Here is a 23,306-nt window from a genome sequence, read left to right as displayed (position 1 = left end):
CGCCGTTTGCTGGCCAAGATACGCCACGCAAATACATGGAGCGCCCAAATGCCACGGTTTTTTTTCAATCATCTCACGCCCGACGACAAGAACGAGATTGATATCGAGGGCCTTAAACTTAACTCTCTCAATGAAGCTATTGAAGAAGCTGCGTTTGCAGCCAAGGGCGCTGTCGCTCTCGCCGATGAACCGGTGCGCGGTGAATTCGTCATCGAAGACGAAGGCCGTGTCCTTCTTGCGCGCGTCCCCTACGCGGCAGAAGGCGAGCCAGTCGCCGATGAAACCAAGGCAGCTTCTGACGTCAAATAACCAAACGACAAAGCATCGCCATCCGACATCTGCCTCAACGCCTTGCGCTCGCGCTCTCAAGCGCGTCCAATGGCTTGGAGGACAATTGAGGAGTTAAAATGTCTTTGCGCGTGTTGTTTGTCGGTGGAACCGGCCAGATTTCCTACCCTTGTGTAGAACGTGCCGTGGCCCAGGGCCATCAGGTGACGGTGTTCAATCGCGGCAAACGCGGCGACACCTTGCCCGCCGGCGTGACCTCGGTCCAAGGCGATTTCAATGGCCCGGAATATGCCGATCTCGCCCAGCAAAACTTCGACGTTGTCGCCCAGTTCATCGCTTTCACGCCCGATCAGGTTCAGCGGGATATCGACACCTTCCGCGGCCATTGCGGCCAATACATCTTCATCTCCTCGGCTTCGGTCTACGAAAAGCCCGCTCGGCACTATGTCATCACCGAGGAGACACCCGCCATCAATCCATACTGGCGCTACAGCCAGGACAAGATCGCCTGCGAAAATCTGCTCAAAGGCGCCGAGGGCCTAAACTGGACCATTGTCCGTCCAAGCCACACCGTTCGCACGGGCTTGCCCATCATGATCGGCGACGCCGATGTGATGGCGCGGCGTATGCTCGATGGCGAACAGACGATCGTCGCCGGCGACGGCCATACGCCATGGACCTTGACCCGCTCGTCCGACTTCGCCGTCCCATTCGTCGGCCTCTTTGGCAAAGCGGCGAGCCTTGGCGAGATCTTCCACATCACCAATGATCGCGCCCACATCTGGGACGATATCCAGATGGCTATCGGCCGAGCCCTTGGGGTAGAGGCCAAAATCGTCCATGTGCCGACCGATACGCTCGTCCGCTACATTCCTGATTGGGTTGGTCCGCTGACCGGCGATAAGGCTTGGAGCGCGATTTTCGACAATTCCAAGGTCAAGAAAGTCGCCGGTGACTTCACCTGCGCTCCCGATCTCGAGACTATTCTCGAAGAACCAATCCGCCACCTCAAGCAGCGTCTCGCGACCAAACGCCCAGAGCGTGGTGATTTCGATGCACTGGTCGACCGCATCTGCCGTGAACAATCGGCGCTCGGCTGATCGAAAAAGCCGGGGCAGACCAAGCGCCCCGGCAAAATTCTCCAGAAAAGTGACGCCGCCTTGTCGAATCTGCCGCCTCCCGCTCGTCGTGTCGCTGTAAGGTTCGGTTCGAGCCGCGTTACTCGGAGACATCACATGCGCTATTTCATGAGCATCATTCCCCCTGCCGACCTCAAGCCGGAGGACGTGCCGCAGCAGCTCATGGACGCCATGGGCCCTTGGATGGAAAAGTGCCTCGCCGATGGCTCCCTGGTTTCGACTGCTGGCCTAAAGCCACAGGCTGAAGGCATCCGACTGTCGGGCGAGAACGGCACGGGCACACCGACCGACGGTCCCTATGCTGAAGCAAAGGAAGTCCTTGGTGGTTATGCCGTTCTCGAAGCGGCCGACTTGAAAGCCGCTTCGGTTCTTGCTGGTGAGTTCCTGCAACTTCACATCGACAATGGCGTGCCGAAAATCGTCCTTGAGCTGCGCCAAATCGCCGGCGGCGTGAACTACTAAATCTGCGGCTCCGCTTTACCGGAACCTCCCTACATTCAGGCGCCACTCCGCGAGGGGTGGCGCCTTTTTAGCGTGGATTTTGTGCAACGATATCAACTTAGGTTGACCTTATTTTTGCGCCGCGCACAAAAAATCTTGCGATCGACCCAAGGATTTGATGGGGAAGGGCGTCCTAGAAGGAGCGGCGGTGGGCATGGGGGCCTGCCATTGCCATCGTAAGGTTCAGACAGTTCATGAAAAAATCTGGTTTTGTCGTTTCGCTTGGCGTCTCCACCATAGCCCTTTTACAGCCCGCCTTGGGCCAGTCGGTGCTTGGTGCGCTCGATGGTGTGGTGGATCAGCAATTACTGCAGGGTTGGCAGGGCGGCGAGCAGGACGGCTGGTTTGTGCTGCGCAATGACAGCCTTGAGGGCGCCGAACAGACGCTGACCATCCCGGCCGGACCCCCAAGCCAAGACGGACGCCACGTATCGGTGAACGTTACGCTTAAGTCCGATCAGCCAAAGGCGGCAATCGGTATTGTTGCCAACAACAGCGCCCAGAACGGCACCTGCATTGCCGAGGTCACCGCTGCTGCCGACGCTAATTTGTTCTGCGTGATCGACGAGAAATTTGAATCCATCGCCACGCTCCCCAAGGCGGCCAAGCTGGATGGCAGCGACGTCATCGAGATGATCGAAGTGCCGGGGCGCGCGACATTCCTAGTCAATGGCGAAGTGCTCGGCGAAATTTCTGCGACGGAAGCGCTCGGGGCCGATCTCGGCGTTATGGCCTACGAACGCGGCACGTTTGGGCTGGCCGATTTTACCATCAGTGACTTGCCCGCGACCAATACCGATGCTGCGCCCCAGCAGCAGGGCTCCGGTCTGCCGCCGCGCGGTGGCGCGACCACAAACACCGAAGTTGATACCTCTGCAGAAGCCCCCGGCGCCGAGACGTCCGACGTTGCCACCCGCATGGCGGCGATCATGGGCCCGCTTACCGATTCCATCATGGACGCGGACAAGCTCGAAGGCTGGGATCTGTTTTTCGAGGATGACTGGATCGTCCTCGTCAATCAGACCGCCGCCTCCACTGAAAACTTCTTCACCATGCCCATGGGCGGACCGGTGCAGTCGGGCGAACGCATCACCCGCGTCAATGTCGGCGTAAGGCCACCGGAAGGCCAAACAGCGCAAGATTTCAAGCTGTCCGCTGCAGGTCTTGTCGTCGAAAATGGCGATGACTCCTGCTTGGGCGAGATTACGCTCGGCGGAGATGGCCTCGTCCTCTGCTTTGGTGCCGATGGCAAATCGCAGGAAATGGGTCGCCTGACCGGTGCTGCCAAGCTCGATGGCAGCGATCTCCTCGAATGGGTTGAGCAGCCCGGCATCGCCGCATTTTTTCTCAATGGCGAAGCCATCGCGACGCTTGAAGATCATCCTGTGCTCGGCGGTGATGTCGGCGTGCTCGCCTATGAGCGCGGAGATTTCTATTTCCGCGATTTCGCCGTCTCGGTAACCGGCGCACCTGCTGGTGCTCCCGCCGGCGGGAAAAGCAAGGGCTCGACTCCGGCAGCAGCCGACGACGCTGCCGCTGGCAATGGTGCTGCGAGCGAAGAAATCCCCTTCATCAACAGCCATGAATCTCGCCTCATCGGCGCCTATCTTGGGGTCACCAACGGCATCTTCATGCACGAGTTCGGCCATGCGCTGATCGGCGAGTTGCAGGTCCCCTCGACCGGCCCCGAGGAAGACGCCGTCGATATTTTCTCGGCGCTGCGCGTCGTCGAGCCGACCATGTATCCGTCGGGCGATGAAGGCATCGATCTCATCGGCCGTGAGGTCGCGCTCTATTCCGTCTTGCCTTGGTATTACGGTGGCATGATCAACGCCGAGAGCGGTCAGGATCTTCCCTGGCAGGATGAGCACACCGGCGATCTCCGCCGCTTCCGCAATACGTTCTGCGTCATCTATGGCGGCAATCCCGGTCTCTATGGCGATATCGCCGAGCAGGTCGGGCTCGAAGAGCGCACGCTTTATCGCTGCGAAGAGGAGTTCAACCGCCAGAACCGCGCTTGGCGCACCATCCTTGCGCCTCACACCCGCCTCGGTGAATGGCATCCAGATGGCCAGCTCGCCGCCGATGCGCCGGGGGCGGCGATCACCGTCAACTTCGAAGAGCCGACCACGCCGATCAGCAAGTTTCTCGTCGAGACCTTTGGCGATACCCTGCGCGGTTTCGCCGTCGATATGGGCAAGACCTATGCCCTGCCGCGCGACATTGCGGTCAATTATCGCAACTGCGACGAGCTGAACGCATGGTACAGCCCCGACGAAGGCACTATCACCATGTGCTACGAACTGATCGAGCACCTCGTGGTGATGATCGCCGATGTCGAACTCGGCGACACAGGCGCCGAGCCACCCGCGGAAACGCCGCAGGCATCGAGTGCGGCAATGGACGATGCGGACATGGCCGTCGCGCCCGGCACGCTGAACGAACTGGCCGATTATGGTGTCCCGGCCACCAATGTTCTTTTTCCCGCGCCTTATCGGGGTCCCACGCCTGCCGCCCATACTCGGGCTGAAACGCTGACCACCAAGGCTGTTGTCGACCTCGTGACCGCCAATGACAATTGGCTTCTGGTCGATACGAGCGGTGGCGCCGAAACCTTGCCCGGCGCCTTCGCCGTCGCCGATGCGGGGCGCGATGGCAGTCTGACCGACAGTTTCCAAAAGCTCGTCGAGGACTGGCTGACCGAAGAAACCAGCGGCGACAAATCCGTGCCGGTGATTTTCTTTGGGTCGGGCATGCAGGATCGCTCAGCTTATAACGCCGCCCTGCGTGCCGGCAATCTCGGCTGGAAAGCCTATTGGTATCGCGGTGGCATCGAAGCCTGGAAGGCCAATGATCTCCCAATGGCAGAACAGACGGAGTAGGGCGCCAACACTCTGGTTTGCTTGAACCCCCAAAATTAGTCTGCACCAAGCCTCAGGGTCTGCCCCAGGTCTGTTGACTTCACGGCGTCCCTGAGGATCGTTTGCGGCATACCCGCGTTCAAATGTCATGCCAGCCGGCGAACGTCACTTCGCCAGCCAAGACGAATACGGAGATGACCGATGTCTCGCTTGCCAATCCTTCTTGTCGAAGACGAGTTTCTCGTCCGCATGGCGCTCATCGATCAATTGGAAGAGGCTGGATACGAGGTGCTTGAAGCAGCGACTGCCGTCGACGCCTGGGCGGCGCTCGAAGCGCGACCGGATATCGCGCTCATTTTCACCGACATTCATATGCCGGGAGACACCGACGGTCTGGCCTTCGCCAAAGACGTCCGCGATCGCCTGCCTGATATCGGGATACTCATCACCTCCGGCAAACAGCCGCTGCAACAAGCCGATCTACCGGCCGGCGGTCTATTTCTGAGCAAGCCCTATCAGTACGAGGATGTCGAACGGGCTCTCGCAACGCTTCTCGAAAAGCATGCGGAGAGCGTGACCTAGCAATCCGCTATCAGCACTGGCGAAGGTCATCAACCTTACCTTTTGCACCAAGATGCCGCAGTGTCGGTGGGTGCTCCAAGGTTGATTCCCTTTTCTATGACCGATCTCGATACCGTACTCGCCAAAGCCGAAAGCCAGTTCGACCAAAGCCTCGAACGGCTCTTTGAGTTCATCCGCATTCCATCGGTTTCGACCGAGCCCCAATATGCCGGCGATTGCCGCCGCGCTGCAGAATGGCTCCGCGATGAGCTGGCAAGCCTCGATTTCGACGCCAGCGTCCGCGACACGGCAGGCCACCCCATGGTCGTCGGCCACGGCCCCAAGGTCGCCGGTCCCCACGTGCTCTTTTATGGCCACTACGACGTCCAGCCGGTCGATCCGCTGGTCCTCTGGAACACACCGCCATTCGAGCCCACCCTCGTCCCCCAGCCCGATGGCGAAACCTTCATCACCGGCCGCGGCGCCTCGGACGACAAAGGCCAGTTGCTGACCTTCATCGAAGCCTGTCGCGCTTGGAAGACCGTCACCGGCAGTCTGCCGATCCAGGTTTCGATGCTCTTCGAAGGCGAGGAAGAGGCCGGTTCGCCCTCCCTCGGTCCGTTCCTCGAAGCCAATGCAGAAGACCTCAAGGCTGACACGATCCTCGTTTGCGACACCGATATGTGGGACCGCGAAACCCCCGCCATCACCACCATGTGGCGCGGCTTCGTCTCCGAAGAGTTCGAGGTCACGACCGCCGATCGCGATCTTCATTCCGGCATGTTCGGCAGCGCCGCCCGAAACGCCGTCCAGCTCCTCGGCACCATCATCGGCGCCCTCCGCAACGAAGACGGCAGCGTCGCCATCCCAGGTTTTTATGATGGCGCCATGGAATTGCCCGCCGCCAACAAAGCCGAGTGGGAACGTTTACCGTTCGACGCCGAAAAATTCCTTGGCGATATCGGCCTCTCCATCCCAGCCGGCGAAGCCGATCGCTCGGTCCTCGAACAGGTCTGGGCCCGCCCGACCGCCGAAGTCCACGGCGTCTGGGGCGGTTATTCCGGCGACGGTTTCAAAACCGTCATCCCCGCCAAGGCTGGCGCCAAAATCTCCTTCCGCCTCGTCGCCGGGCAGGACCCCCACCGCATCCGCGAACTTTTTCGCGATTTTGTCTGCGCCATGATCCCGGCCGATTGCAGCGTCACCTTCAAGGCCTATGGCACCGCCGCCGCCCAATCCATGCCGCTCGATGGCAAATTGCTCACAAAGGCCAAGGACGCCCTCACCGAGGAATGGCAGCGCGAAACCGCGCTTGCCGGCACCGGCGGCTCCATCCCGATCCTCGGCGAATTCAAGGAGCGGCTGGGCATGGACAGCCTCCTCATCGGCTTTGCCCGCTTCGACAATCGCATCCATAGCCCCAACGAAAAATACGACCTGTCGAGCTTTCACAAAGGCATCCGCTCCTGGGTGTGCATCCTTCACGCATTCTCCGAGGCCTGACCCATGGCGATCACCCGCTTTTCAGTAAGCCCGCTCCATAGCCAAATCACGACGCTCGCCGCCGTCGCCGGTGGCCGCGCCCCAGCCGATCTCGTCATCACCGGCGCCCGCGTGCTCTCGACCTATTCCGAACGCATTCTGGCCGATAAGGAAATCTGGCTCTCCGGCGGCCGCATCGCCGCCGTCAAACCGGCAGGCGCTCATAAAGCCGGCCCCGCCCCCAAAAAGTCTTATGACGCCAAGGGCGGCATCATCGCCCCCGGCCTCGTCGATCCGCACATTCACATCGAAAGCTCGATGGTCACCGCCTGCGCCTATGCCGAAGCGGCGCTCCTCAATGGCACCACCACGATCTTCTGCGACAGCCACGAGATCGGCAATGTCATGGACGTTGCCGGTGTCGAAGCCATGTTGGAAGACGCGCGCCTCGCCCCGCTCTCGATCTTTCTCACCGTTCCTTCGACCGTCCCCGCAACCTCGCCGGAGCTCGAAACGGCCGGCGGCGACCTGACGCCCGAAAAGATCGGCGCACTCTTCGACAAGTGGCCCGAAGCCGTCGCGCTTGGCGAAAAGATGGACTTCGTGCCCGTCGCCATGGGCGATCCGCGCAGCCACGCCATCATCGCCGAAGCCCTCAAGCGTGGCCGCCCGGTCTCTGGCCACATCTACGGCCGCGACTTCGTCGCCCCCTATGCGGCCTCCGGCGTCACTGACACACACGAAGCCATCGATCGCGACATCGCCGAAGATTTCGTCGAAGCCGGCATCTGGGTTTTCCTTCGCGGCGGCAATCCCGCAACGCCCTGGAATTCCATCGTCGAAGCCATCAAGCCGATCACCCAACTCGGCGCAAGCCACAAGCGCTTCTGCGTCTGCACCGACGATCGCGACGCCGACGATCTCCTGAGCTTCGGCCTCGATTGGGTCGTCCGCGAAGCCATCCGTTGCGGCGTCAGCCCCGAACAAGCCTGGTCCATGGGCTCGCTCCACGGCGCCACCCGCTTCGGCCTAGGCGACGACATCGGCGGCCTCGGCGGCGGTCGCCGCGCTGATCTCGTCTTGCTCGACGATGAGCTAAAGCCGGTCAATACCTGGTATGGCGGCGAACTCATGGTCGAGGACCGCAAGATCACGCCTTTGCTCGAAGAAACCCTCAACCAGCGCTACCGCTATCCCGAGGCGGCCTACAACACCGTCCACCTGCCCAAAAACCTGAAGCTCACGCCAGAGCTGCCCTCGGCCGGCGTCACCGCCAATGCCATCGGCATTGAAATGCCGGGCATCGTCCTGCCGCACCGCAAGGTCGAAATCGCCCCGGCCAACGATTGGGCGACAATCCTCGAGCGTGACAATCTCAGCTTCGTCACCGTCATCGAGCGCCACGGCAAATCTAATGGCGGCATTGCCCACGGTCTCCTCCACGATTTCGGCATCAAGAATGGCGCGGTCGGCTCGAGCGTCGGCCACGACAGCCACAACATCATTCTCGCCGGCACCAATGAAGCCGACATGCAACTTGCCCTCGACACCATCGAAGCATCAAACGGCGGCGTGGTTGTGGTGCAGGAGGGCAAAGTGCTCGCCTTCGTCGCCCTGCCAGTCGCCGGTCTTATGTCCGACAAGCGCGTGCACGAGGTTGCCGCAGAAAACCAGCTTCTCAAATCTGCCTGGGCGCAGGTCGGCTGCACCATTCCCTATATGGGCTTTAACCTGATCCCTCTCTCGGTGATCCCTGAAATCCGCATCACCGACAAGGGTCTGGTCAAAGTGCCGGAGATGGTTTTGCAGCCGCTATTCGACTAGTCGAGGCCGGACATGCGACAATCGCCATCGTCTTGCAAAACCATCGCTTTTTTACGCGAAAGCCACTAGGTGCAATGAACAACCTCGTGGGTTCACAAATTTGCAATTATCTGGCTGGCGCAATCGGCGTTTGTCGTTAAATTTCAACGCGGGGCTTGGTGGCGAAAATGGGCGAAAGTCCGTACTGCCGGGCAAAACACCACTCGATGAGAGTACAGAATGGCTCAGAAGCATAATGTGATCGTGGCCGGCCTCCTGGCAGCGATCGCGCTGGTGATGCCTGCCGTGGCGCAGGAAAATACGCCCAACGATCCGCGCCTGTTCACGCCAGGCAAGCTGACCGTCAGCACCTCCGAGCCGAGCTATCCGCCTTGGGTGCTCGATAACAATCCGGAAGCCGGTGAAGGCTTTGAAGCGGCGCTCGTCTATGCCCTCGCCGAGCAGCTTGGCTTCAAGCGCGACGATGTCGTCTGGGTCGATGTGACCTTCGACGGCGCCATTGCGCCCGGTCCCAAGAACTACGATTTCTCGATCCAGCAGATTTCGGTCACCCCCGATCGCGCCAAGGTCGCGACCTTCTCCGACGTCTATTATCAGTCGGACAAGGCCGTCATCGCGCTGCCGGATTCGACCGTCGCCAGCGCAAAATCCTTCGCCGATCTTAAGCAGGCGCGCTGGGGCGTTGCCGTCGGCACCACCGATTTCGACTACGTGACCAACGTCCTCGGCATCGACAATGCTGCCGTCTATGACGATCAGGCCGGCGTCTTCCAGGCCCTGCAGGGTGGTCAGATCGACGCGACCATCGCCGCTTTGCCGACTGCGCTCTACGCCACGGCCGTCCAGGTGCCGGAAGCGAAAATCACGGCGCTCCTGCCCAAGGACCCGAAGGATGAAGGTCTCGCGCTCCTCTTCGCCTCAGGCAATCCGATTGTACCCTGGATCAACGAAGGCCTTGCTGCCATCCGCGATAGCGGCAAGATCGACGAACTCGTCCAGAAATATCTCGTTGCCGATCCCAATATTCCGGTGATCAACGAATGACACGACGACCCGGCAAGGGACGCCGGACGATCGCTCTCAAGGATCGGCTCACGCCGGTCCTTATTAGTTTGGTCAGCGTCATCATCGTCTTCGGCGCCATCGCCTATTTCGTCGGCTCTGCCGAACAATGGCCGCGCATCCAGAGCCAGTTTTTCAGCATCGAAGCAATGCTCGAAGCCGCGCCAAGCGTGGCCCGCGGGTTTTTGGTCAGCCTCCAGATCTGGATCATCAGTCTCATCTGCATTGGCATCTGGGCCCTGATCCTCGCGATTTTCCGCGCCATGGGCGGACCCTATTTTGCCCCGCTGCGCATCTTCGCCATTCTTTATGTCGACCTTTTTCGCGGTTTGCCCGCCTTGCTCCTCGTGCTGCTGTTCGGCTTCGGCATTCCAGCGCTCAACCTGCCGGGCCTGCCCAATAATGGTCTCTTCTGGGGCGGCGTCGCGCTGGTGCTGAGCTATTCTGCCTATGCCACCGAGGTTTATCGCTCCGGCATCGAAGCCGTCCACGAAGGGCAGGGCATGGCCGCCAAGGCCTTGGGGCTGACACAGTGGCAGACGCTGCGCTATGCCATCCTGCCGCAAGCGCTGCGCAACGTCGTTCCGGCCATGCTCAATCTCGTCGTCGCTCTGCAAAAAGACGTCGCGCTGCTCTCCGTCCTCGGCGTTCGCGATGCGGTCCGCGAGGCGCAGATCTATACGGCGCGCACCTTCAATTATTCATCCCTCGTCGTCGCCGCGATCCTCTTCCTCCTCGCCACTATTCCGATGGCTCGGCTGACCGACTATGTCGCCCGCCGCGATCGACAACGCCGTCTCCAGAGTGCCTTGTAGTATGTTCGTTTTGTCGCGCTTTCGAACCGAAAAACCGCTTCGCACTTTTTCTGAAAGCGCTCTTGTATGAACCGTATCGAGATCGACAAGCTCACCAAGTTTTATGGCGAGCGTCTGGTGCTGGATGGGATAGACCTCTCTGTTGCGCACCACGAGGTCGTCTGCCTCATCGGCGCCTCAGGCTCCGGCAAGTCGACCCTCCTCCGCTGTATCAACGGCCTGACCGAGTTCGACGAGGGCGCCGTCCGGCTCGATGGCATGGATATCTATGACGAAAGCTTCGGCCGCACCGGCCTTTACAAGCGCATCGGCATTGTCTTCCAGGCCTACAATCTCTTCCCGCACCTGACGGTTCTCGACAACATCACCCTTGCCCCGGTGCGAGTTCATGGCCGCCAGCGCGCCGAAGCGGAGGATGCGGCACGAAAGCTGCTCGATCTCTTTGGTCTCGGCCAGTACGCCAAGTCCTATCCCGAGCAGCTTTCCGGCGGGCAACAGCAGCGCGTCGCGGTCATCCGCTCACTCGCCACCGATCCCGAAGTTTTGCTGCTCGATGAAGTGACCGCAGCGCTCGATCCCGAACTGATCGGCGAAGTTTTGAAGATCATCCGCGATCTCAAGACCCAAGGCATGACCATGGTCATCGTCACGCACGAAATGGCCTTCGCCCGCGATGTCGCCGATCGCGTCTGCTTCCTCGACGCCGGCCGCATCATCGAAGAGGCCCACCCCCAGCGCCTGTTCTCCAGCCCGGAAAACCCGCGCACGCAGAAATTCCTCGAGCGGATTATTGCGTCGGGTCGTCTCGGCGCTTCGGCCTGACCTAAGCCGGCCGGTTGGCGGCGAGGAAATCCTCGACCAGTGCCACCCAATAGCGCGCTGCCGGCGCGATGATGGCGTCATTGAAATCATAGCGAGGGCTATGGAGGTCCGCGCTTGGTCCATTGCCGATAAAGAGATAGCTGCCCCGCTGCTTTTCGAGCATGAAGGCAAAATCCTCGCTGACCAGGAGCGGGTCGAGCGTGCCGACCTGTGCGTCGCCGAAATGGCGAATGGCTACCTGCCGAGCGAACGCGGTTTCCTCGGCATCGTTGTGAAGAGCCGGAAAACCGGGCGGATGGAAAACCTCCGCGACCGCCCCATAGCTCGCAGCTTGCGCCTCCGCCAATGTCTTGATCCGCTCGCGGATGCGGTCGCGCACCGCGTCGCTGAAGGAGCGTACGGTAATCTGCAGCTCGACGCTGTCGGGGATCACATTGGGCATGGTCCCGCCATTCATCATTCCGACCGTGATCACTGCGGTTTCGAGCGGATCGACATTGCGCGACACGATCGATTGCAGCGCCATCACCAGGGACGATGCCGCGACGATCGGGTCGACAGTCTCGTGGGGCAGGGCGCCGTGCCCACCCTTTCCTCTGATGGTGATGATAACGAGATCGACCGATGCCATTGCCGGGCCCTCGATGAAGCGGAGTTGGCCCGCTGGCACGCCGGGCCAATTGTGCAGCCCGAAAATGGCATCGACCGGAAACCGTTCGAAGAGCCCATCCTCGATCATCTGCACCGCACCGCCCGTCTCTTCCGCTGGCTGGAAGATCAGCCTTACGGTGCCCGAAAAATTGCGCCGCTCCGCCAACTCCTTCGCCGCCGCAAGCAGAATGGTCGTGTGCCCGTCATGCCCGCAGGCATGCATCACCCCCGGCGTCTGGCTGGCATAATCCGCGCTGGTCGCCTCGGTAATCGGCAGGGCGTCCATGTCGGCACGCAGCCCGATTATCCGCTCACCAACGCCGTTCTGCAGCGTCCCGACGACCCCGGTCACGCCAAGCCCCGTCGCTACCTCATAGCCCCAGCCTTCGAGGAGTTCAGCCACGAGCTTGCTGGTCGCGACCTCCGCGTGTCCCAGCTCCGGAGCGGCATGAAGCCGACGGCGCAGCGCCACAAAATCATCGATCGTGCTTGGCAGGGACATCGCGGAATAGTCTCTCACTCGGCTCGCGCAGGCTTACTCAATCGCTGCCTGCCCATTGAGCGTCGAAATGAAGCGCTTCGTCCGCTCATCCTTGGGAGAGCCGAAAACGTCCGCGGACGACCCCGCTTCAACCACCTGTCCGGCATCGAGATAGACGACATTGCTGGCAATACTGGCGGCCAGCCGCAGGTCATGCGTAGCGATCAGCATGGTCGTGCCCTCCCGCGCCAATTGCGCCAGCACCTCCACCACCTCGATGGCAAGCTGCGGGTCGAGCGCCGATGTCGGCTCGTCGCAAAGGAGCACGCGGGGCGCCGGCGCGAGCGCCCGGGCAATCGCCACACGCTGTTGCTGCCCGCCCGACAGGCTCGATGGCCAGGCATCGGCCTTGAAGGTCATGCCAACCTTTTCGAGCAGTTCCATGGCGCGAGCCCGAGCGCGGTCCTTTGGCCACTTCAGCACGGTGACCAGCGCCTCCATCACATTTTCCACCACGCTCTGGTGCGGGAAAAGCTGGAAATTCTGGAACACCATACCCGTCTTCCGCCGCAGCGCGAGGATAGTGGCGCGGTCGGGCTTGCCGTTGGGTGTGAACCGGATAGAGGTATCGTCGATCCGCACTTCGCCCGATTGCGGCACTTCGAGCAGATTGACGCAACGAAGCAGCGTGCTCTTTCCGCTTCCCGAAGCGCCGATCAGCGCGGTAACATGACCCTCCGGCACATCCACGCTGACGCCCTTGAGAACGTGGTTGTCGCCGAAGCTTTTTTCGATCCTGTCCAGCGCGATCATGATGCAGCCTCGATAGAACCGCCATAGCGGGAGAGGCGCTTTTCCAGCCACCCCTGCAAACTGGAAAGGGCCGAGCTGACGACGAGATAAATCAGCGCCACTTCGACATAAAGAATAAGCGGCTCATAACTCGTCGCGACAATCCGTTGCCCGGCTCGGAATAGCTCGGGCACCGTGATGGCGGCAGCTAGCGAAGTATCCTTCACGAGCGAAATGAACGTGTTGGAAAGCGGCGGCACGGCAATGCGCGTCGCTTGCGGCAGGATGGTGCGGCGCATCGCCTGCGCCCATGTCATGCCAACGGAATAGGCCGCCTCCCACTGTCCCTTGGGCACGGCCAATAGCACAGCCCGGATGATTTCCGAGGTATAGGCGCCGATATTGAGCGTGAAACCGATGAGCGCGGCTGGAAAAGCATCGAGCACGATCCCGACGCTCGGCAAGCCATAAAAGATCAGGAAGAGCTGCACCAGAAGCGGCGTGCCGCGAATGATCCAGACATAAAACCGCACCACAAGCCCAAATGGCTTTGGCCCGAAGAGCCGCGTGATGGCCGCGAGCAAACCAAGACTGAGCCCAAGCACGAAGGAAAGCAGCGTCAGGGGGACGGTGAACAAGATACAGGCCCACAGCAAAGAGGGCAGGGACTCGATCATCAGGTTCAGCCAATGGGGCATGCATCATCCTGCCAATGAAAAGGGACCGGTCGACCCTCGACCGATCCCTTCTAAACATTCGAAGCGTCTGAGACTACTGGGAGACGTCCTCGCCGAAGTACTTCTGCGAGATTTCCGCATAAGTGCCGTCGGCCTTGATGGCGTCGAGCGCTTCATTGATCGCGGCCAGCAGTTCCGGCTTGCCCTTGGCAAGGATGATGCCGGAGAAATCGGCGTCAGCGGCGGTGGCGACAACCTTCACCGGTGCGTCCGGCTGCTGCTTCTTGAAATCGAAGAACGACAAACTGTCATTGATCGTCGCATCGGCACGGCCCTGAATGACGAGGGCGATCGACTGATCGAAGCCTTCGGTGCCGACGAGTTCAGCACCAAAACTTTCGGCCAGCTTGCCAAAATTGCTGGTCAGGCTCTGGGCCGACTTCTTGCCCTTGAGCGTTTCAAAGCTCGTGATGTCGGTGTTGTCGTCCTTGACGACGAGAGCAGCCTTCGAAGCGATGTAAGGCTCGGAGAAATCGTACTTCGCCTGGCGGTCCGCATTGATACCGACTTGGTTGATCACGACGTCATAGCGGTTGGCGTCGATACCCGCGATCAGGCCATCCCAAGGACCTTCGACAAATTCGGCCTTCACGCCCAGATGCTCGGCAACAGCCTGGCCGATCTCGACGTCAAAGCCCACCAGCGCGCCCGAAGCGTCGTGGAAGGTGAACGGAGCATAGGTGCCTTCGGTGCCGATCTTGAGCACACCGGCTTCCTTCACCTGGTCCAGCGCCGTCTGCGCGAAGGCCGGGGTGGAAAGCGCCAACAGACCAACGGCGACGAGCACTTTGGAAAACTTCATCGATTTCTCCTGTCCGCAAGCCCGCAGTCCGGGCCGCAATTGCAGCGGAATTTGCCCATCTTTCAGGCGGCTTTCAATTGCTTGGATGGATGTTTTTCGTTTGGCGGCTTTGGCCGTCCGCATGTTCTTCTTTTGCCGATTTCCTGAGCCGCCTATTGCTGAAAAGAGACCACGAGTGGACTCTTACAGAACAAAAAAAGAAGCCCGGCGCTAGGCCGGGCTCTTTTCTTAGTGGTGGTGCTCAGGCATCTGCTTGAGCTGATCCTTTGTCCACGAGGTCACGGCGTGAATGTCGCCATCTTCGTCGCGCATGAATTCAAGATCGCTCACCGGCACGGCAACCGGCTTGGCGCCAAGCCCGAGAAAGCCGCCGACATCGATGATCACGGTATCGAGGCCATGAACGTGGTCGACCTTGCCGACCTTATGGTCGTCAGCGCCATAGATCGTGGCGCCCTCGAGGTTCGATGGCGTCAGTTCGGCGGTGGACAGACGGACGTGATTGGTATGGTCCATGATCAAGGCTCCTTGTTTGAGCCACTCCAACCCGCCGGTTGGGCGATCGGTTCCATTGGTCCGCTGCCGCCTTCTATCTCGTCTCAAGAAACCAGCGACTGACCATTCTTGTCGAAGACGACGGCCTTCGACGTCTCCGCATGAAAACTCAGGCTCTCGCCGCGGTTGAGCATATGGTCGCCCGCGAGCACCGCCAGCCATGACGCGCCCGAGGGCAGTTCGACATTGACGATGGTCTCATTGCCGAGCCGCTCGGTCAGGGTTACGCGTCCGATGATCGTCCCGGATGCGGCGATCGCAAGGTCATGCGGCCGCACGCCGAGGGTCAGTGCATCACCCACATTGACGCCGCTGGTTTGGATCGGCAGCCGCAGGTTGATCACATCCTGGCCTGATACCGTTACGCCATCGGCATCGATGGCATCGACTTTGACCGGCGCAAAATTCATCTTCGGCGAACCGATGAAGCCAGCGACAAAGAGGTTGGCCGGTCGTTGGTAGAGCTCGATGGGTGAGCCCACTTGTTGGACGACGCCGGCATCGAGAACGACGATTTTGTCGGCCAGCGTCATCGCCTCGACCTGATCGTGGGTCACGTAGATCATGGTGGCGCCAAGATCGGCATGGAGCTTGGCAATTTCCATCCGCGTATCGACGCGCAGCGCGGCGTCTAGGTTTGAGAGCGGCTCGTCGAAGAGAAAAACTTCCGGCTGACGCACGATGGCGCGGCCGATAGCGACGCGCTGGCGTTGACCGCCCGAAAGCTGCCCGGGCTTGCGATCGAGCAGGTGCTCCATCTTGAGAATGCGTGCCGCTTCGCGGATCTTCTGGTCGCGCACATCCTTCGGCGTCTTCGCCAGTTTGAGACCAAAGCCGACATTGTCGTAGACCGTCATGTGCGGATAGAGCGCATAAGACTGGAACACCATGGCGATGGATCGGTCACGCGGCTCGACATCATTGCAAAGCTTGTCCCCGATATAGAGTTCACCCCCGGTAATGTCCTCGAGCCCCGCAATCATGCGGAGAAGGGTGGACTTGCCACAGCCCGAGGGGCCGACGAAGACGACGAATTCCCCGTCTTCCACCGTGAGATTGACGCCCTTGATGACCTCGACCTGGCCATAGGTCTTCTGGATATTTTTGAGTTCCAAACCGGCCATGGTCAGAATTCCTCGCGTGAAAGTGTCGTTGAGATGCGCATGGTTCAGCCCTTGACCGCGCCGGCCGTCATGCCGGCAACGATCTGCCGGTTGAAGAACATGAAGACGATGAGCGGCGGGATGGTGATGAGCAGGATATTGGTGAAAAGGAGGTTGTAGGCGGTGCTGAACTGGCTCTGGAAATTATAGAGCGTCAGCTGCACCGTCGCATTCTGATTGCCCGGCAGATAATAGAGCGGGTTGGTGAAATCGTTGAAAATACCAACCGACTGCACGACGATATTGGTCACCGTCACCGGCCAGAGCAAAGGCAGGATGATGCGGAAGAACACATCGAGCGGACGCGCGCCATCGATCACCGCTGCTTCGTCGAGTTCGCGCGGAATGGTGGCGATAAAGGCGCGATAGAGAATGATCGAGAAGGGCAGGTTATAGGCCACCTGGATCAGGATCATGCCATGGAGCGTGCCGAACAGTTTTAGGCCTTGCAGCAACCAGATCGTTGGAACCACCGCCGGCGGGATCATGAGGCCCGCTAGGATTAGAAATTCGATCAACCCATTCCAGCGCGTCTTGCGGCGCGCGAGGACGAACCCGACCATGGCTGCAAGAACAATCAGCAGCGTGACGCTGATGACGGTGATCAGCGTCGAGTTGATGAAGGCCGTGATCATCATCCAGTTGCGGGTCTTGACCACCTCATAGACGTTTTCAAAGAGGTGAAAGCCGTTGGGCCAGGAGAAGTCGCGCAGGGCAGACTGCTGTTTGTCCTTGAAGGCCATCAGGATGATGAACAGGAACGGGATGACGAAGACCACGAACGTGGCCGCGATGGCGGCAAAACCGCCAAAAAGAGAAGCGCGCGACGTCTTCATTCGTGACCCTGCTTACGATTGAGGACCATGGTCAGCGGCACGACCAGCACCGCGATGAGGATGAAAAGCACCACATTGCCCGCGGTCGAAAGCCCGTAGAACCCAGCCTGATATTGCTTGTAGATCACGGAGGCGACCGTGTCGGAGGCAAAGCCGGGACCGCCCTTGGTCATGGCCCAGATGAGGTCGAAGGTGCGCAGCCCGCCGATGAAGGAGAGCGTAATGACTGTCGCGGTTGCCGGACGGCTGAGCGGCAGCGTCACATAGAAAAAGTTCTGTAATTTGGTCGCGCCATCGATCCGCGCTGCCTCGTAATAGTCCTTCGGAATTGCAACGAGGCCGGCGATATAGATGACCGTCGCTAGGCCGACACCCTTCCACACATCGACAAGCGCGACGGAGAACAGCGCGAGCTTCGGATCTACGAGCCAGCCCGGCCCCTTGATGCCGATCATGGCAAGGGTCTGGTTGATCATGCCCATGGTCGGGTGCATCAGCACCGTAAAAGTCATGCCGACGCCAATGGTCGAGACCAGCACCGGAAAGAAGATCACCGAACGCAGATAGCCGCGCGCCATGATCTGGCTGGTCAGCATCACCGCGAGCAGCATGCCGATCACCACTTTGAGGCCCGAGGTAATCACGGCATAGATGACGGTGTTGACGAGCCCCTGGATAAGAAATGGCTCGCGGAAGAACTGCGCGAAATTATCGAAACCGATAAAGGTCGCGTCAAAAAGCGTCCAGCGCGTCAGGCTGAAATAGAGCGACGCAAAGGTCGGCGCCAGAAACAGCATGGAATAAACCACTGCCGCCGGCGCGTAGAACCAGCCGGGATAAAGAGACCGACGCTGCGTCTTGAGCGTGGCAACAGCCGATGCTGTCATGGAAACCTCGCAATGCCTCGCGGCTCCGAAAGGTTTTCGCCTTCCGGAGCCGCGGCAAGTCAGAAACGATTACCAGCCGGCAAGACCAAGCTGCTGAGCCTGCTTGCGCACGTCTTCGTCGTAAAGTGCGGCGCCTTCCGCTGCCGGACGAATACCCGAGCCGACTTCGACGGTGATCTGCTCGAGAGCAGGACCCTTGATCGGCGAGAGGAATTCAAGCGCCGGGCCGTTGTGGCCGCCTTCCTGGAAGTAGGGCAGCATGTCGGCAACGGCAGGCGGCACGTCGGCAGGAAGCTCACAGCCGGCGATCATATAGGGACCAGTGGCGCCCACGGCTTCGTTGCGAACATCGCAGCCTTCGGGCGAAGCGACGAAAGCGACGAAGTCCTTGGCGAGGTCAGGGTTGGCCGTGCTCTTGGCGACATAAATCGAGTCAGGCATCCAGGTCGTCAGGCCATTGGTCTCGGCGCTGTCACCAGGCTGGGCGAAGAAGCCGACGTCCTGGATATGGTCCGGAACGGTTTCGGCAATGGCGCCGATACCGAATGTCAGCATGGGATAATGCGCACCTTCACCCGTTGCGACCATGCGCAGGCCATCGGGATAGGTTGCCGCGCCGAAATCGGCATTGAAGAAGCCGGCGTCGTGCGTTTCCTGCAGTTTCTCGAAACCACGGAGAGCGGCCGGGGTCGTCGCAAATTTGGCTTCGCCCGCGGTGTACTTCTCGGCGAAATCTGGCACCTCGGTCAGCACATTGTAGAAATCGGCGAGAACGAAAAGCTGGCTGCTCCAGGTGTCCCCATAGGTCTGGATCACGGCCGTCTTGCCCGCCGCCTTGATCTTTTCGTTATTGGCCATGAACTCGTCCCAGGTCTTGGGAATTTCAAGGCCCAGTTCTTCATAGATCGGCTTGTTGTAGAAAATGCCGCCGCCCATTGCTGGCGCAAATGGAGCGCCATAGACTTCGCCGCCGGCCGAAACCACCGATTTGAAACTGTCCTGCACATTGGCCTGGAATGGCTCATTGGTCAGCGGCAGGAGGTTCTGCACCGGATTGATCGCCTGGAACAGCGAGCCCGAGTTGTAGAAGAACACATCGGACATTGCGCCGGTCGCAAGGCGCGTCTTGACGATATTGTCGCCTTCGCCGCCGCCGGGGCGCACTTCGATGTCGATGGTGACATCAGGATTCTTCTCGGTATAGGCAGCCACCCAGGCTTCGGCGACGGCAACCGATTGCGGGCCATTGTCGATCAAAAATGACAGATTGCCCGATTGCTGCGCGTTGACGGCATTGGCCGTCATCAGCAGGCCGATCGTGCTGGCGCCCATCAGCGCGAATAATTTGGTCTTGGTCATGCGTCTACCTCCCTGATAAGGCCTGTTTTTGAGGCCCGGTTGAATGTGCCGAAACAGCCTTAGGGCGTGTTGGCGTTTACCCGCGACTTTTCGAGCTTGGCGGCTTTGGGTGCGGTGTAATTGAACGTGATTGTATGTTTGCCTGGGATCAGCGCGATGTCCTCGTGGCCGATGGCTTGGCCATCGAGCGTCGCATCGCGGTAGACTGAGGCGAGACGCAGCACGCCCCGGCTTTGCGCTGGCACTTCGATATCGTAGCGCACGGCCTCGCCGTTGATCGTCCAGGCTGCAGCGATCTTGCCTGCAGGGCTATCGTGATCGGCCTTCACCGGCGAGAGCTGGGGCAAAATGATCGGTTCGAAGATGATCGTCTTGAAGGCCGGATCCTTCTCGTCGGGACGGAAGCCGGCAACGCCCTCGAGCAGCCATTGGCACACAGCGCCATAGGCATAGTGATTGTAGGAATTCATCTGCGGATTGTAGATCGAGCCATCGGGCTGGATCGCGTCCCAGCGCTCCCAGATCGTCGTTGCGCCCATCTTGACCTGATAGAGCCAGCCCGGCACCTCTTCCTGCAGGAAGACTTCGCTGGCCAAACCCCATTCGCCGATTTTGATCAGGGCCGGCAACAGAGCTGGTGTGCCGATAAAGCCCGTGCCGATCCGCCGCGCCGCGCGATCGATCGTGTTTTTGAAATAGCCTTTGGCTGCCTCAAACTTGTCCGCCGGGATCAGGTCATGGACGATCGCGAGGGCATAAGATGTCTGGTCGTCATAGGCGAGACGGCCAGAAGCCGTGATGAACTCGCCGGCAAAAGCCGTCTTGACCGCCTCGGCCATCGTATCGAGACGCGTTGCGATTTCGGCGTCGCCAACGATCCTGGCGATCTCCGCAACGCGGCTGGCCGCGATATGAAGATAAATCGTCGCTGCAGCATCGTCGCCAATGGTCGGCAGCGGCTTGGCGCTCGGCCCCTTGGGCTGCAGCCAATCCCCAAACGAGAAACCCCGTGCGCCCCATTCGCGCGGCGGCGAAACGATCGGACCGTCGCTGATCGACCAGACGAAGTCGACCCACTTGACCATATTGGGCAGCGCTTCGCGCAACAGCGCCGTATCGCCATAGTGGAGATACATCTGCCAAGGGATCTGGTAGATCGCATCGCCCCAGCCGGTCGAGCCATAAAAGCCCGGATAATGCTCCGGCTGCATGCGCGTCGGATCAGGACAGACGTGTGGCACTGCCCCCTCCTCCCGCTGATCCGCCATCAGATCGCGCGTCCATTTCTGGAAGAAGCTGTGCACGTCGCCAAGATAGGCCGCGGTCCCCGCAAAAACCTGCGCATCGCCTGTCCAGCCGAGCCGCTCGTCGCGCTGCGGACAGTCCGTCGGCACTTCTATAAAGTTGGCGCGCTGCGACCAGACCGTGTTGAGGAACAACCGGTCGACCAGCGGATTGGCCGATGAAAAACTGGCCCTTATCTCGGTCACTGAGCTGATCGGCTCGGAGACGATGTCGAGCACTTTAGCTGCGCCATCGATTGTCACCCTGACATAGCGATAGCCCTGGAAGGTAAAGACCGGACGGTAATGTTCTTCGCCCGTACCTGCGAGGATGTATTCGAGCCGCGCCGTCGCCGTACGGTAATTGCCGTTATAAAACTGCTTGTCCTTGTCGAGCACTTCGCCATGCTCGACACTGACCTTGGAGCCCGCTTCACCCTTCACGGTGAAGGCGACATTGCCGCCCGCATTCTGGCCAAAATCATAAACCGTCCGACCCTCGGCATCGGTCCAGGAGTTCTGCACCGTGAGCGGCTCGAGCATTCGCACGGGCGTCGTTTCATGCGGGATCAACACCGCCGTATCGAACGCCAAGACTTCGGTTCCCGCCGTCACCTTCGGGGTGACGCGCGCATCGAAGATTTCGCCGAAATAAATTCCGGACTTGCGGATCGGCAGCTCGCCGCTTTCCCAGGTGCTGTCGGTAACAAGCAGCGGCGCGTCGTCGCCCGGCGTCGCCACAAGCTCGGCAATCGCGGCAATATGCTTGCCCCAGGTATCGAACAGCGGCGCTTCGCCCCACATCATCTGCGAGCGCAGCCAGCCATCGGCGAGCCAGATCTCGATCCGGTTTTCGCCCGTCTTCAAAAGGTCGCTGACCTCGTAGCTCTGGAATGACAGCCGCTTGTCATAAACAGTCCAACCGGGCGTCAGCAGATCGTCGCCCACGCGCTGCCCATTGATGAATGCACGATAGAGGCCAAGAGCGCTGATATGCAAAATCTCGCCGCCACCAACCTGATCGATCGAGAAAGTCTTGGCTACAAAACTGGCAGGCGTTCCTTGTCCCTGATCGGCGAGGGGGCGGATCATGTCAGCGGTCCACACCCGGCTAAACGGTGCGGAATCCTGAGTACGAAGTGCCGATGCGTGGTTCACGCCTGTCCTCCCATATATCTGCCGCCTCTGCGGTCTTGTAGAATGTTCTACGTGTATCGTTCTACAGATTTCATCTTTTGGCAATCCACTTTTTTCAGATAGTGTAAGCGGACGATTTCCGCGCCTGAAGATCATCCTGTTGCGGCGAAAACCAAGGGTCACAGCACGATGAAAACGAGCGATGGCGATCGAAAAACGGGCCGCGTCACCATTCGCGAAGTGGCCGAGGATGCGGGGGTTTCCGTCGCCGCCGTCTCAAAAGTGCTCCGCGATGCTTATGGTGTGTCCGATACTCTCCGCGCCAAGGTGCGCGTCTCGATGGATCGGCTGGGCTATCGGCCGCTCGCAGCCGCCCGAGGCATGCGCGGCCAGACCTATACGCTAGGGCTCATCATCCCCGATCTGCGCAACCCGTTCTTTGCCGATATCATGGTGGGCGTGAACCAGGCCCTTGAGCGCACGCAATATCGTGCGCTGATGGGCATCAGCGAAAACTCGGTGCGCACCGAAATGGCGCTTGTCGAGTCCATGCTCGATCGCCAGATGGATGGCATCATCCTCATTGGCTCGACCGAGGATCGCGCCAATCACGATAAGATCGCCGCCCTCAAGCCTTTGGTGACAATCGGACACCATGACCCGCAAGCGGATCATTTCGACACGGTCAATAACAACGATCAGCAGGGCGCCATGCTGGCGGTTCGACACTTGGCGGCCAACGGCTACAAGAATATCGCCATGCTCAGCCTTTTCAGCGGCACTTCGACCATTCTGGCCGAGCGCGAACTTGGCTATCGCCGCGCCATGCTCGAGGCTGGAATTGCCAAGAACATCAACATCATCCAATCATCCCAATCGCTGCGCGACGTGCAGCTCGCTGCGCGCCATTTGCTGGAAGGGCCAAATCGGCCAGATGCGATCTTCTGCTGGACCGATTTCATCGCGCTCGAAGTCATCAGCGTCGCGACCGAAATGGGTCTCTCCATTCCGGGCGATGTCGGCATTGTTGGCTACGACAACACCATGTATTGCGATCTCGCGCAGAATGGTTTGTCGAGCATCGATCAGTCCGGCGAGCTCTTGGGCTTGCAGTCCGCGCGCTTGCTGATCGAGCGGATCAAGGGTCGGCAAGAGGCAGAGCATTTCGTGGTCACGCCGCGGCTGGTGTCGCGCCGAAGCTCGATGCGCTTGAGCCGCTAATCCGGCTGCCCCCGGCAAAACGACCTAGCCCTAAAAACAAAAAAGGC

The 23,306-nt window shown here is 60.0% G+C and carries 21 protein-coding genes; 11 read left to right on the top strand and 10 right to left on the bottom strand.

Going from position 1 to position 23,306, the window contains the following annotated elements; translation table 11 throughout:
- Window positions 1-48 precede the first annotated feature (48 nt).
- From DevBK_RS08305 to DevBK_RS08260, 10 genes are all read left to right on the top strand, one after another.
- Window positions 49-309, top strand: coding sequence for a DUF6894 family protein (locus tag DevBK_RS08305; RefSeq protein ID WP_317185100.1), 261 nt, complete (start codon window positions 49-51; stop codon window positions 307-309).
- Between the two features lie 98 nt (window positions 310-407).
- A complete protein-coding gene (locus DevBK_RS08300; RefSeq protein WP_317185099.1) occupies window positions 408-1,388 on the top strand; it encodes an SDR family oxidoreductase in 981 nt (326 codons plus the stop codon).
- A gap of 135 nt (window positions 1,389-1,523) precedes the next feature.
- Window positions 1,524-1,889 carry a YciI family protein gene (locus tag DevBK_RS08295; RefSeq protein WP_061907123.1) on the top strand — a complete coding sequence of 122 codons (366 nt, stop codon included), beginning with the start codon at window positions 1,524-1,526 and terminating at the stop codon, window positions 1,887-1,889.
- Window positions 1,890-2,122: 233 nt separating this feature from the next.
- Entirely contained in the window at window positions 2,123-4,810 is a 2,688-nt protein-coding gene (locus DevBK_RS08290) for a DUF4344 domain-containing metallopeptidase (RefSeq protein WP_061907122.1), read from the top strand.
- Window positions 4,811-4,990: 180 nt separating this feature from the next.
- On the top strand, window positions 4,991-5,371 hold the full coding sequence (locus DevBK_RS08285; protein ID WP_061907121.1) for a response regulator: 381 nt from the start codon (window positions 4,991-4,993) through the stop codon (window positions 5,369-5,371).
- Window positions 5,372-5,467: 96 nt separating this feature from the next.
- On the top strand, window positions 5,468-6,853 hold the full coding sequence (locus DevBK_RS08280) for a M20/M25/M40 family metallo-hydrolase (RefSeq protein ID WP_317185098.1): 1,386 nt from the start codon (window positions 5,468-5,470) through the stop codon (window positions 6,851-6,853).
- Between the two features lie 3 nt (window positions 6,854-6,856).
- Window positions 6,857-8,656: an adenine deaminase gene (locus DevBK_RS08275; RefSeq protein WP_061907119.1), complete on the top strand. Its 1,800-nt coding sequence runs from the start codon at window positions 6,857-6,859 to the stop codon at window positions 8,654-8,656.
- 219 nt (window positions 8,657-8,875) lie between these two features.
- Window positions 8,876-9,700, top strand: a complete 825-nt coding sequence (locus tag DevBK_RS08270) for an ABC transporter substrate-binding protein (protein WP_062631017.1) — start codon at window positions 8,876-8,878, stop codon at window positions 9,698-9,700.
- Window positions 9,697-10,533 carry an amino acid ABC transporter permease gene (locus DevBK_RS08265; RefSeq protein WP_062631018.1) on the top strand — a complete coding sequence of 279 codons (837 nt, stop codon included), beginning with the start codon at window positions 9,697-9,699 and terminating at the stop codon, window positions 10,531-10,533. The genes DevBK_RS08270 and DevBK_RS08265 overlap by 4 nt, the downstream gene beginning before the upstream one ends.
- Window positions 10,534-10,599: 66 nt before the next feature.
- Window positions 10,600-11,355 carry an amino acid ABC transporter ATP-binding protein gene (locus tag DevBK_RS08260; protein ID WP_062631019.1) on the top strand — a complete coding sequence of 252 codons (756 nt, stop codon included), beginning with the start codon at window positions 10,600-10,602 and terminating at the stop codon, window positions 11,353-11,355.
- Window position 11,356: 1 nt separating this feature from the next.
- Here the strand turns inward: DevBK_RS08260 and DevBK_RS08255 are convergent, their stop codons facing one another.
- The 10 genes from DevBK_RS08255 to DevBK_RS08210 form a co-directional block, all read right to left on the bottom strand.
- Window positions 11,357-12,508 carry a M20 aminoacylase family protein gene (locus tag DevBK_RS08255; RefSeq protein ID WP_317185097.1) on the bottom strand — a complete coding sequence of 384 codons (1,152 nt, stop codon included), beginning with the start codon at window positions 12,506-12,508 and terminating at the stop codon, window positions 11,357-11,359.
- A 33-nt stretch (window positions 12,509-12,541) separates the two neighbouring features.
- Window positions 12,542-13,300: an amino acid ABC transporter ATP-binding protein gene (locus DevBK_RS08250; RefSeq protein ID WP_317185096.1), complete on the bottom strand. Its 759-nt coding sequence runs from the start codon at window positions 13,298-13,300 to the stop codon at window positions 12,542-12,544.
- Window positions 13,297-13,977 (bottom strand): amino acid ABC transporter permease, encoded by a 681-nt coding sequence (locus DevBK_RS08245; RefSeq protein ID WP_317185095.1) that lies wholly within the window; start codon window positions 13,975-13,977, stop codon window positions 13,297-13,299. The genes DevBK_RS08250 and DevBK_RS08245 overlap by 4 nt, the downstream gene beginning before the upstream one ends.
- Before the next feature lie 73 nt (window positions 13,978-14,050).
- Complete coding sequence (locus DevBK_RS08240) at window positions 14,051-14,818, bottom strand: amino acid ABC transporter substrate-binding protein (protein WP_317185094.1); 768 nt, start codon at window positions 14,816-14,818, stop codon at window positions 14,051-14,053.
- Window positions 14,819-15,046: 228 nt separating this feature from the next.
- Complete coding sequence (locus DevBK_RS08235; protein ID WP_061907282.1) at window positions 15,047-15,334, bottom strand: PRC-barrel domain-containing protein; 288 nt, start codon at window positions 15,332-15,334, stop codon at window positions 15,047-15,049.
- An 83-nt stretch (window positions 15,335-15,417) separates the two neighbouring features.
- Window positions 15,418-16,497, bottom strand: coding sequence for a sn-glycerol-3-phosphate ABC transporter ATP-binding protein UgpC (locus DevBK_RS08230; protein WP_317185093.1), 1,080 nt, complete (start codon window positions 16,495-16,497; stop codon window positions 15,418-15,420).
- Between the two features lie 44 nt (window positions 16,498-16,541).
- Window positions 16,542-17,372, bottom strand: a complete 831-nt coding sequence (locus tag DevBK_RS08225; RefSeq protein WP_061907111.1) for a carbohydrate ABC transporter permease — start codon at window positions 17,370-17,372, stop codon at window positions 16,542-16,544.
- Window positions 17,369-18,259, bottom strand: coding sequence for a sugar ABC transporter permease (locus DevBK_RS08220; protein WP_317185092.1), 891 nt, complete (start codon window positions 18,257-18,259; stop codon window positions 17,369-17,371). The genes DevBK_RS08225 and DevBK_RS08220 overlap by 4 nt, the downstream gene beginning before the upstream one ends.
- A 69-nt stretch (window positions 18,260-18,328) precedes the next feature.
- Entirely contained in the window at window positions 18,329-19,618 is a 1,290-nt protein-coding gene (locus DevBK_RS08215) for an ABC transporter substrate-binding protein (RefSeq protein WP_062631025.1), read from the bottom strand.
- A gap of 59 nt (window positions 19,619-19,677) precedes the next feature.
- Window positions 19,678-21,993: an alpha-L-rhamnosidase gene (locus tag DevBK_RS08210; protein WP_317185091.1), complete on the bottom strand. Its 2,316-nt coding sequence runs from the start codon at window positions 21,991-21,993 to the stop codon at window positions 19,678-19,680.
- A gap of 234 nt (window positions 21,994-22,227) precedes the next feature.
- On the opposite strand from DevBK_RS08210, the gene DevBK_RS08205 reads away from it, so the two are divergent.
- Complete coding sequence (locus DevBK_RS08205) at window positions 22,228-23,259, top strand: LacI family DNA-binding transcriptional regulator (protein ID WP_061907107.1); 1,032 nt, start codon at window positions 22,228-22,230, stop codon at window positions 23,257-23,259.
- Window positions 23,260-23,306: the final 47 nt, after the last annotated feature.

Source organism: Devosia sp. BK, assembly GCF_032907385.1.
In the GTDB taxonomy this organism is placed as follows: Bacteria; Pseudomonadota; Alphaproteobacteria; order Rhizobiales; family Devosiaceae; genus Devosia.
Note: the sequence above shows the minus strand (reverse complement) of the source record. Positions and strands in the feature narration are given on the sequence as shown.

What these genes read in the sequence shown, in the direction of transcription:
- DevBK_RS08265 (WP_062631018.1), top strand. Translation starts at nt 9,697, where the DNA reads ATGACACGACGACCCGGCAAGGGACGCCGGACGATCGCTCTCAAGGAT.
- DevBK_RS08260 (WP_062631019.1), top strand. Translation starts at nt 10,600, where the DNA reads ATGAACCGTATCGAGATCGACAAGCTCACCAAGTTTTATGGCGAGCGT.
- DevBK_RS08225 (WP_061907111.1), bottom strand. Translation starts at nt 17,372, where the DNA reads ATGAAGACGTCGCGCGCTTCTCTTTTTGGCGGTTTTGCCGCCATCGCG.
- DevBK_RS08305 (WP_317185100.1), top strand. Translation starts at nt 49, where the DNA reads ATGCCACGGTTTTTTTTCAATCATCTCACGCCCGACGACAAGAACGAG.
- DevBK_RS08205 (WP_061907107.1), top strand. Translation starts at nt 22,228, where the DNA reads ATGAAAACGAGCGATGGCGATCGAAAAACGGGCCGCGTCACCATTCGC.
- DevBK_RS08290 (WP_061907122.1), top strand. Translation starts at nt 2,123, where the DNA reads ATGAAAAAATCTGGTTTTGTCGTTTCGCTTGGCGTCTCCACCATAGCC.
- DevBK_RS08210 (WP_317185091.1), bottom strand. Translation starts at nt 21,993, where the DNA reads ATGATCCGCCCCCTCGCCGATCAGGGACAAGGAACGCCTGCCAGTTTT.
- DevBK_RS08255 (WP_317185097.1), bottom strand. Translation starts at nt 12,508, where the DNA reads ATGTCCCTGCCAAGCACGATCGATGATTTTGTGGCGCTGCGCCGTCGG.
- DevBK_RS08295 (WP_061907123.1), top strand. Translation starts at nt 1,524, where the DNA reads ATGCGCTATTTCATGAGCATCATTCCCCCTGCCGACCTCAAGCCGGAG.
- DevBK_RS08300 (WP_317185099.1), top strand. Translation starts at nt 408, where the DNA reads ATGTCTTTGCGCGTGTTGTTTGTCGGTGGAACCGGCCAGATTTCCTAC.
- DevBK_RS08235 (WP_061907282.1), bottom strand. Translation starts at nt 15,334, where the DNA reads ATGGACCATACCAATCACGTCCGTCTGTCCACCGCCGAACTGACGCCA.
- DevBK_RS08270 (WP_062631017.1), top strand. Translation starts at nt 8,876, where the DNA reads ATGGCTCAGAAGCATAATGTGATCGTGGCCGGCCTCCTGGCAGCGATC.
- DevBK_RS08245 (WP_317185095.1), bottom strand. Translation starts at nt 13,977, where the DNA reads ATGCCCCATTGGCTGAACCTGATGATCGAGTCCCTGCCCTCTTTGCTG.
- DevBK_RS08250 (WP_317185096.1), bottom strand. Translation starts at nt 13,300, where the DNA reads ATGATCGCGCTGGACAGGATCGAAAAAAGCTTCGGCGACAACCACGTT.
- DevBK_RS08275 (WP_061907119.1), top strand. Translation starts at nt 6,857, where the DNA reads ATGGCGATCACCCGCTTTTCAGTAAGCCCGCTCCATAGCCAAATCACG.
- DevBK_RS08240 (WP_317185094.1), bottom strand. Translation starts at nt 14,818, where the DNA reads ATGAAGTTTTCCAAAGTGCTCGTCGCCGTTGGTCTGTTGGCGCTTTCC.
- DevBK_RS08215 (WP_062631025.1), bottom strand. Translation starts at nt 19,618, where the DNA reads ATGACCAAGACCAAATTATTCGCGCTGATGGGCGCCAGCACGATCGGC.
- DevBK_RS08220 (WP_317185092.1), bottom strand. Translation starts at nt 18,259, where the DNA reads ATGACAGCATCGGCTGTTGCCACGCTCAAGACGCAGCGTCGGTCTCTT.
- DevBK_RS08230 (WP_317185093.1), bottom strand. Translation starts at nt 16,497, where the DNA reads ATGGCCGGTTTGGAACTCAAAAATATCCAGAAGACCTATGGCCAGGTC.
- DevBK_RS08280 (WP_317185098.1), top strand. Translation starts at nt 5,468, where the DNA reads ATGACCGATCTCGATACCGTACTCGCCAAAGCCGAAAGCCAGTTCGAC.
- DevBK_RS08285 (WP_061907121.1), top strand. Translation starts at nt 4,991, where the DNA reads ATGTCTCGCTTGCCAATCCTTCTTGTCGAAGACGAGTTTCTCGTCCGC.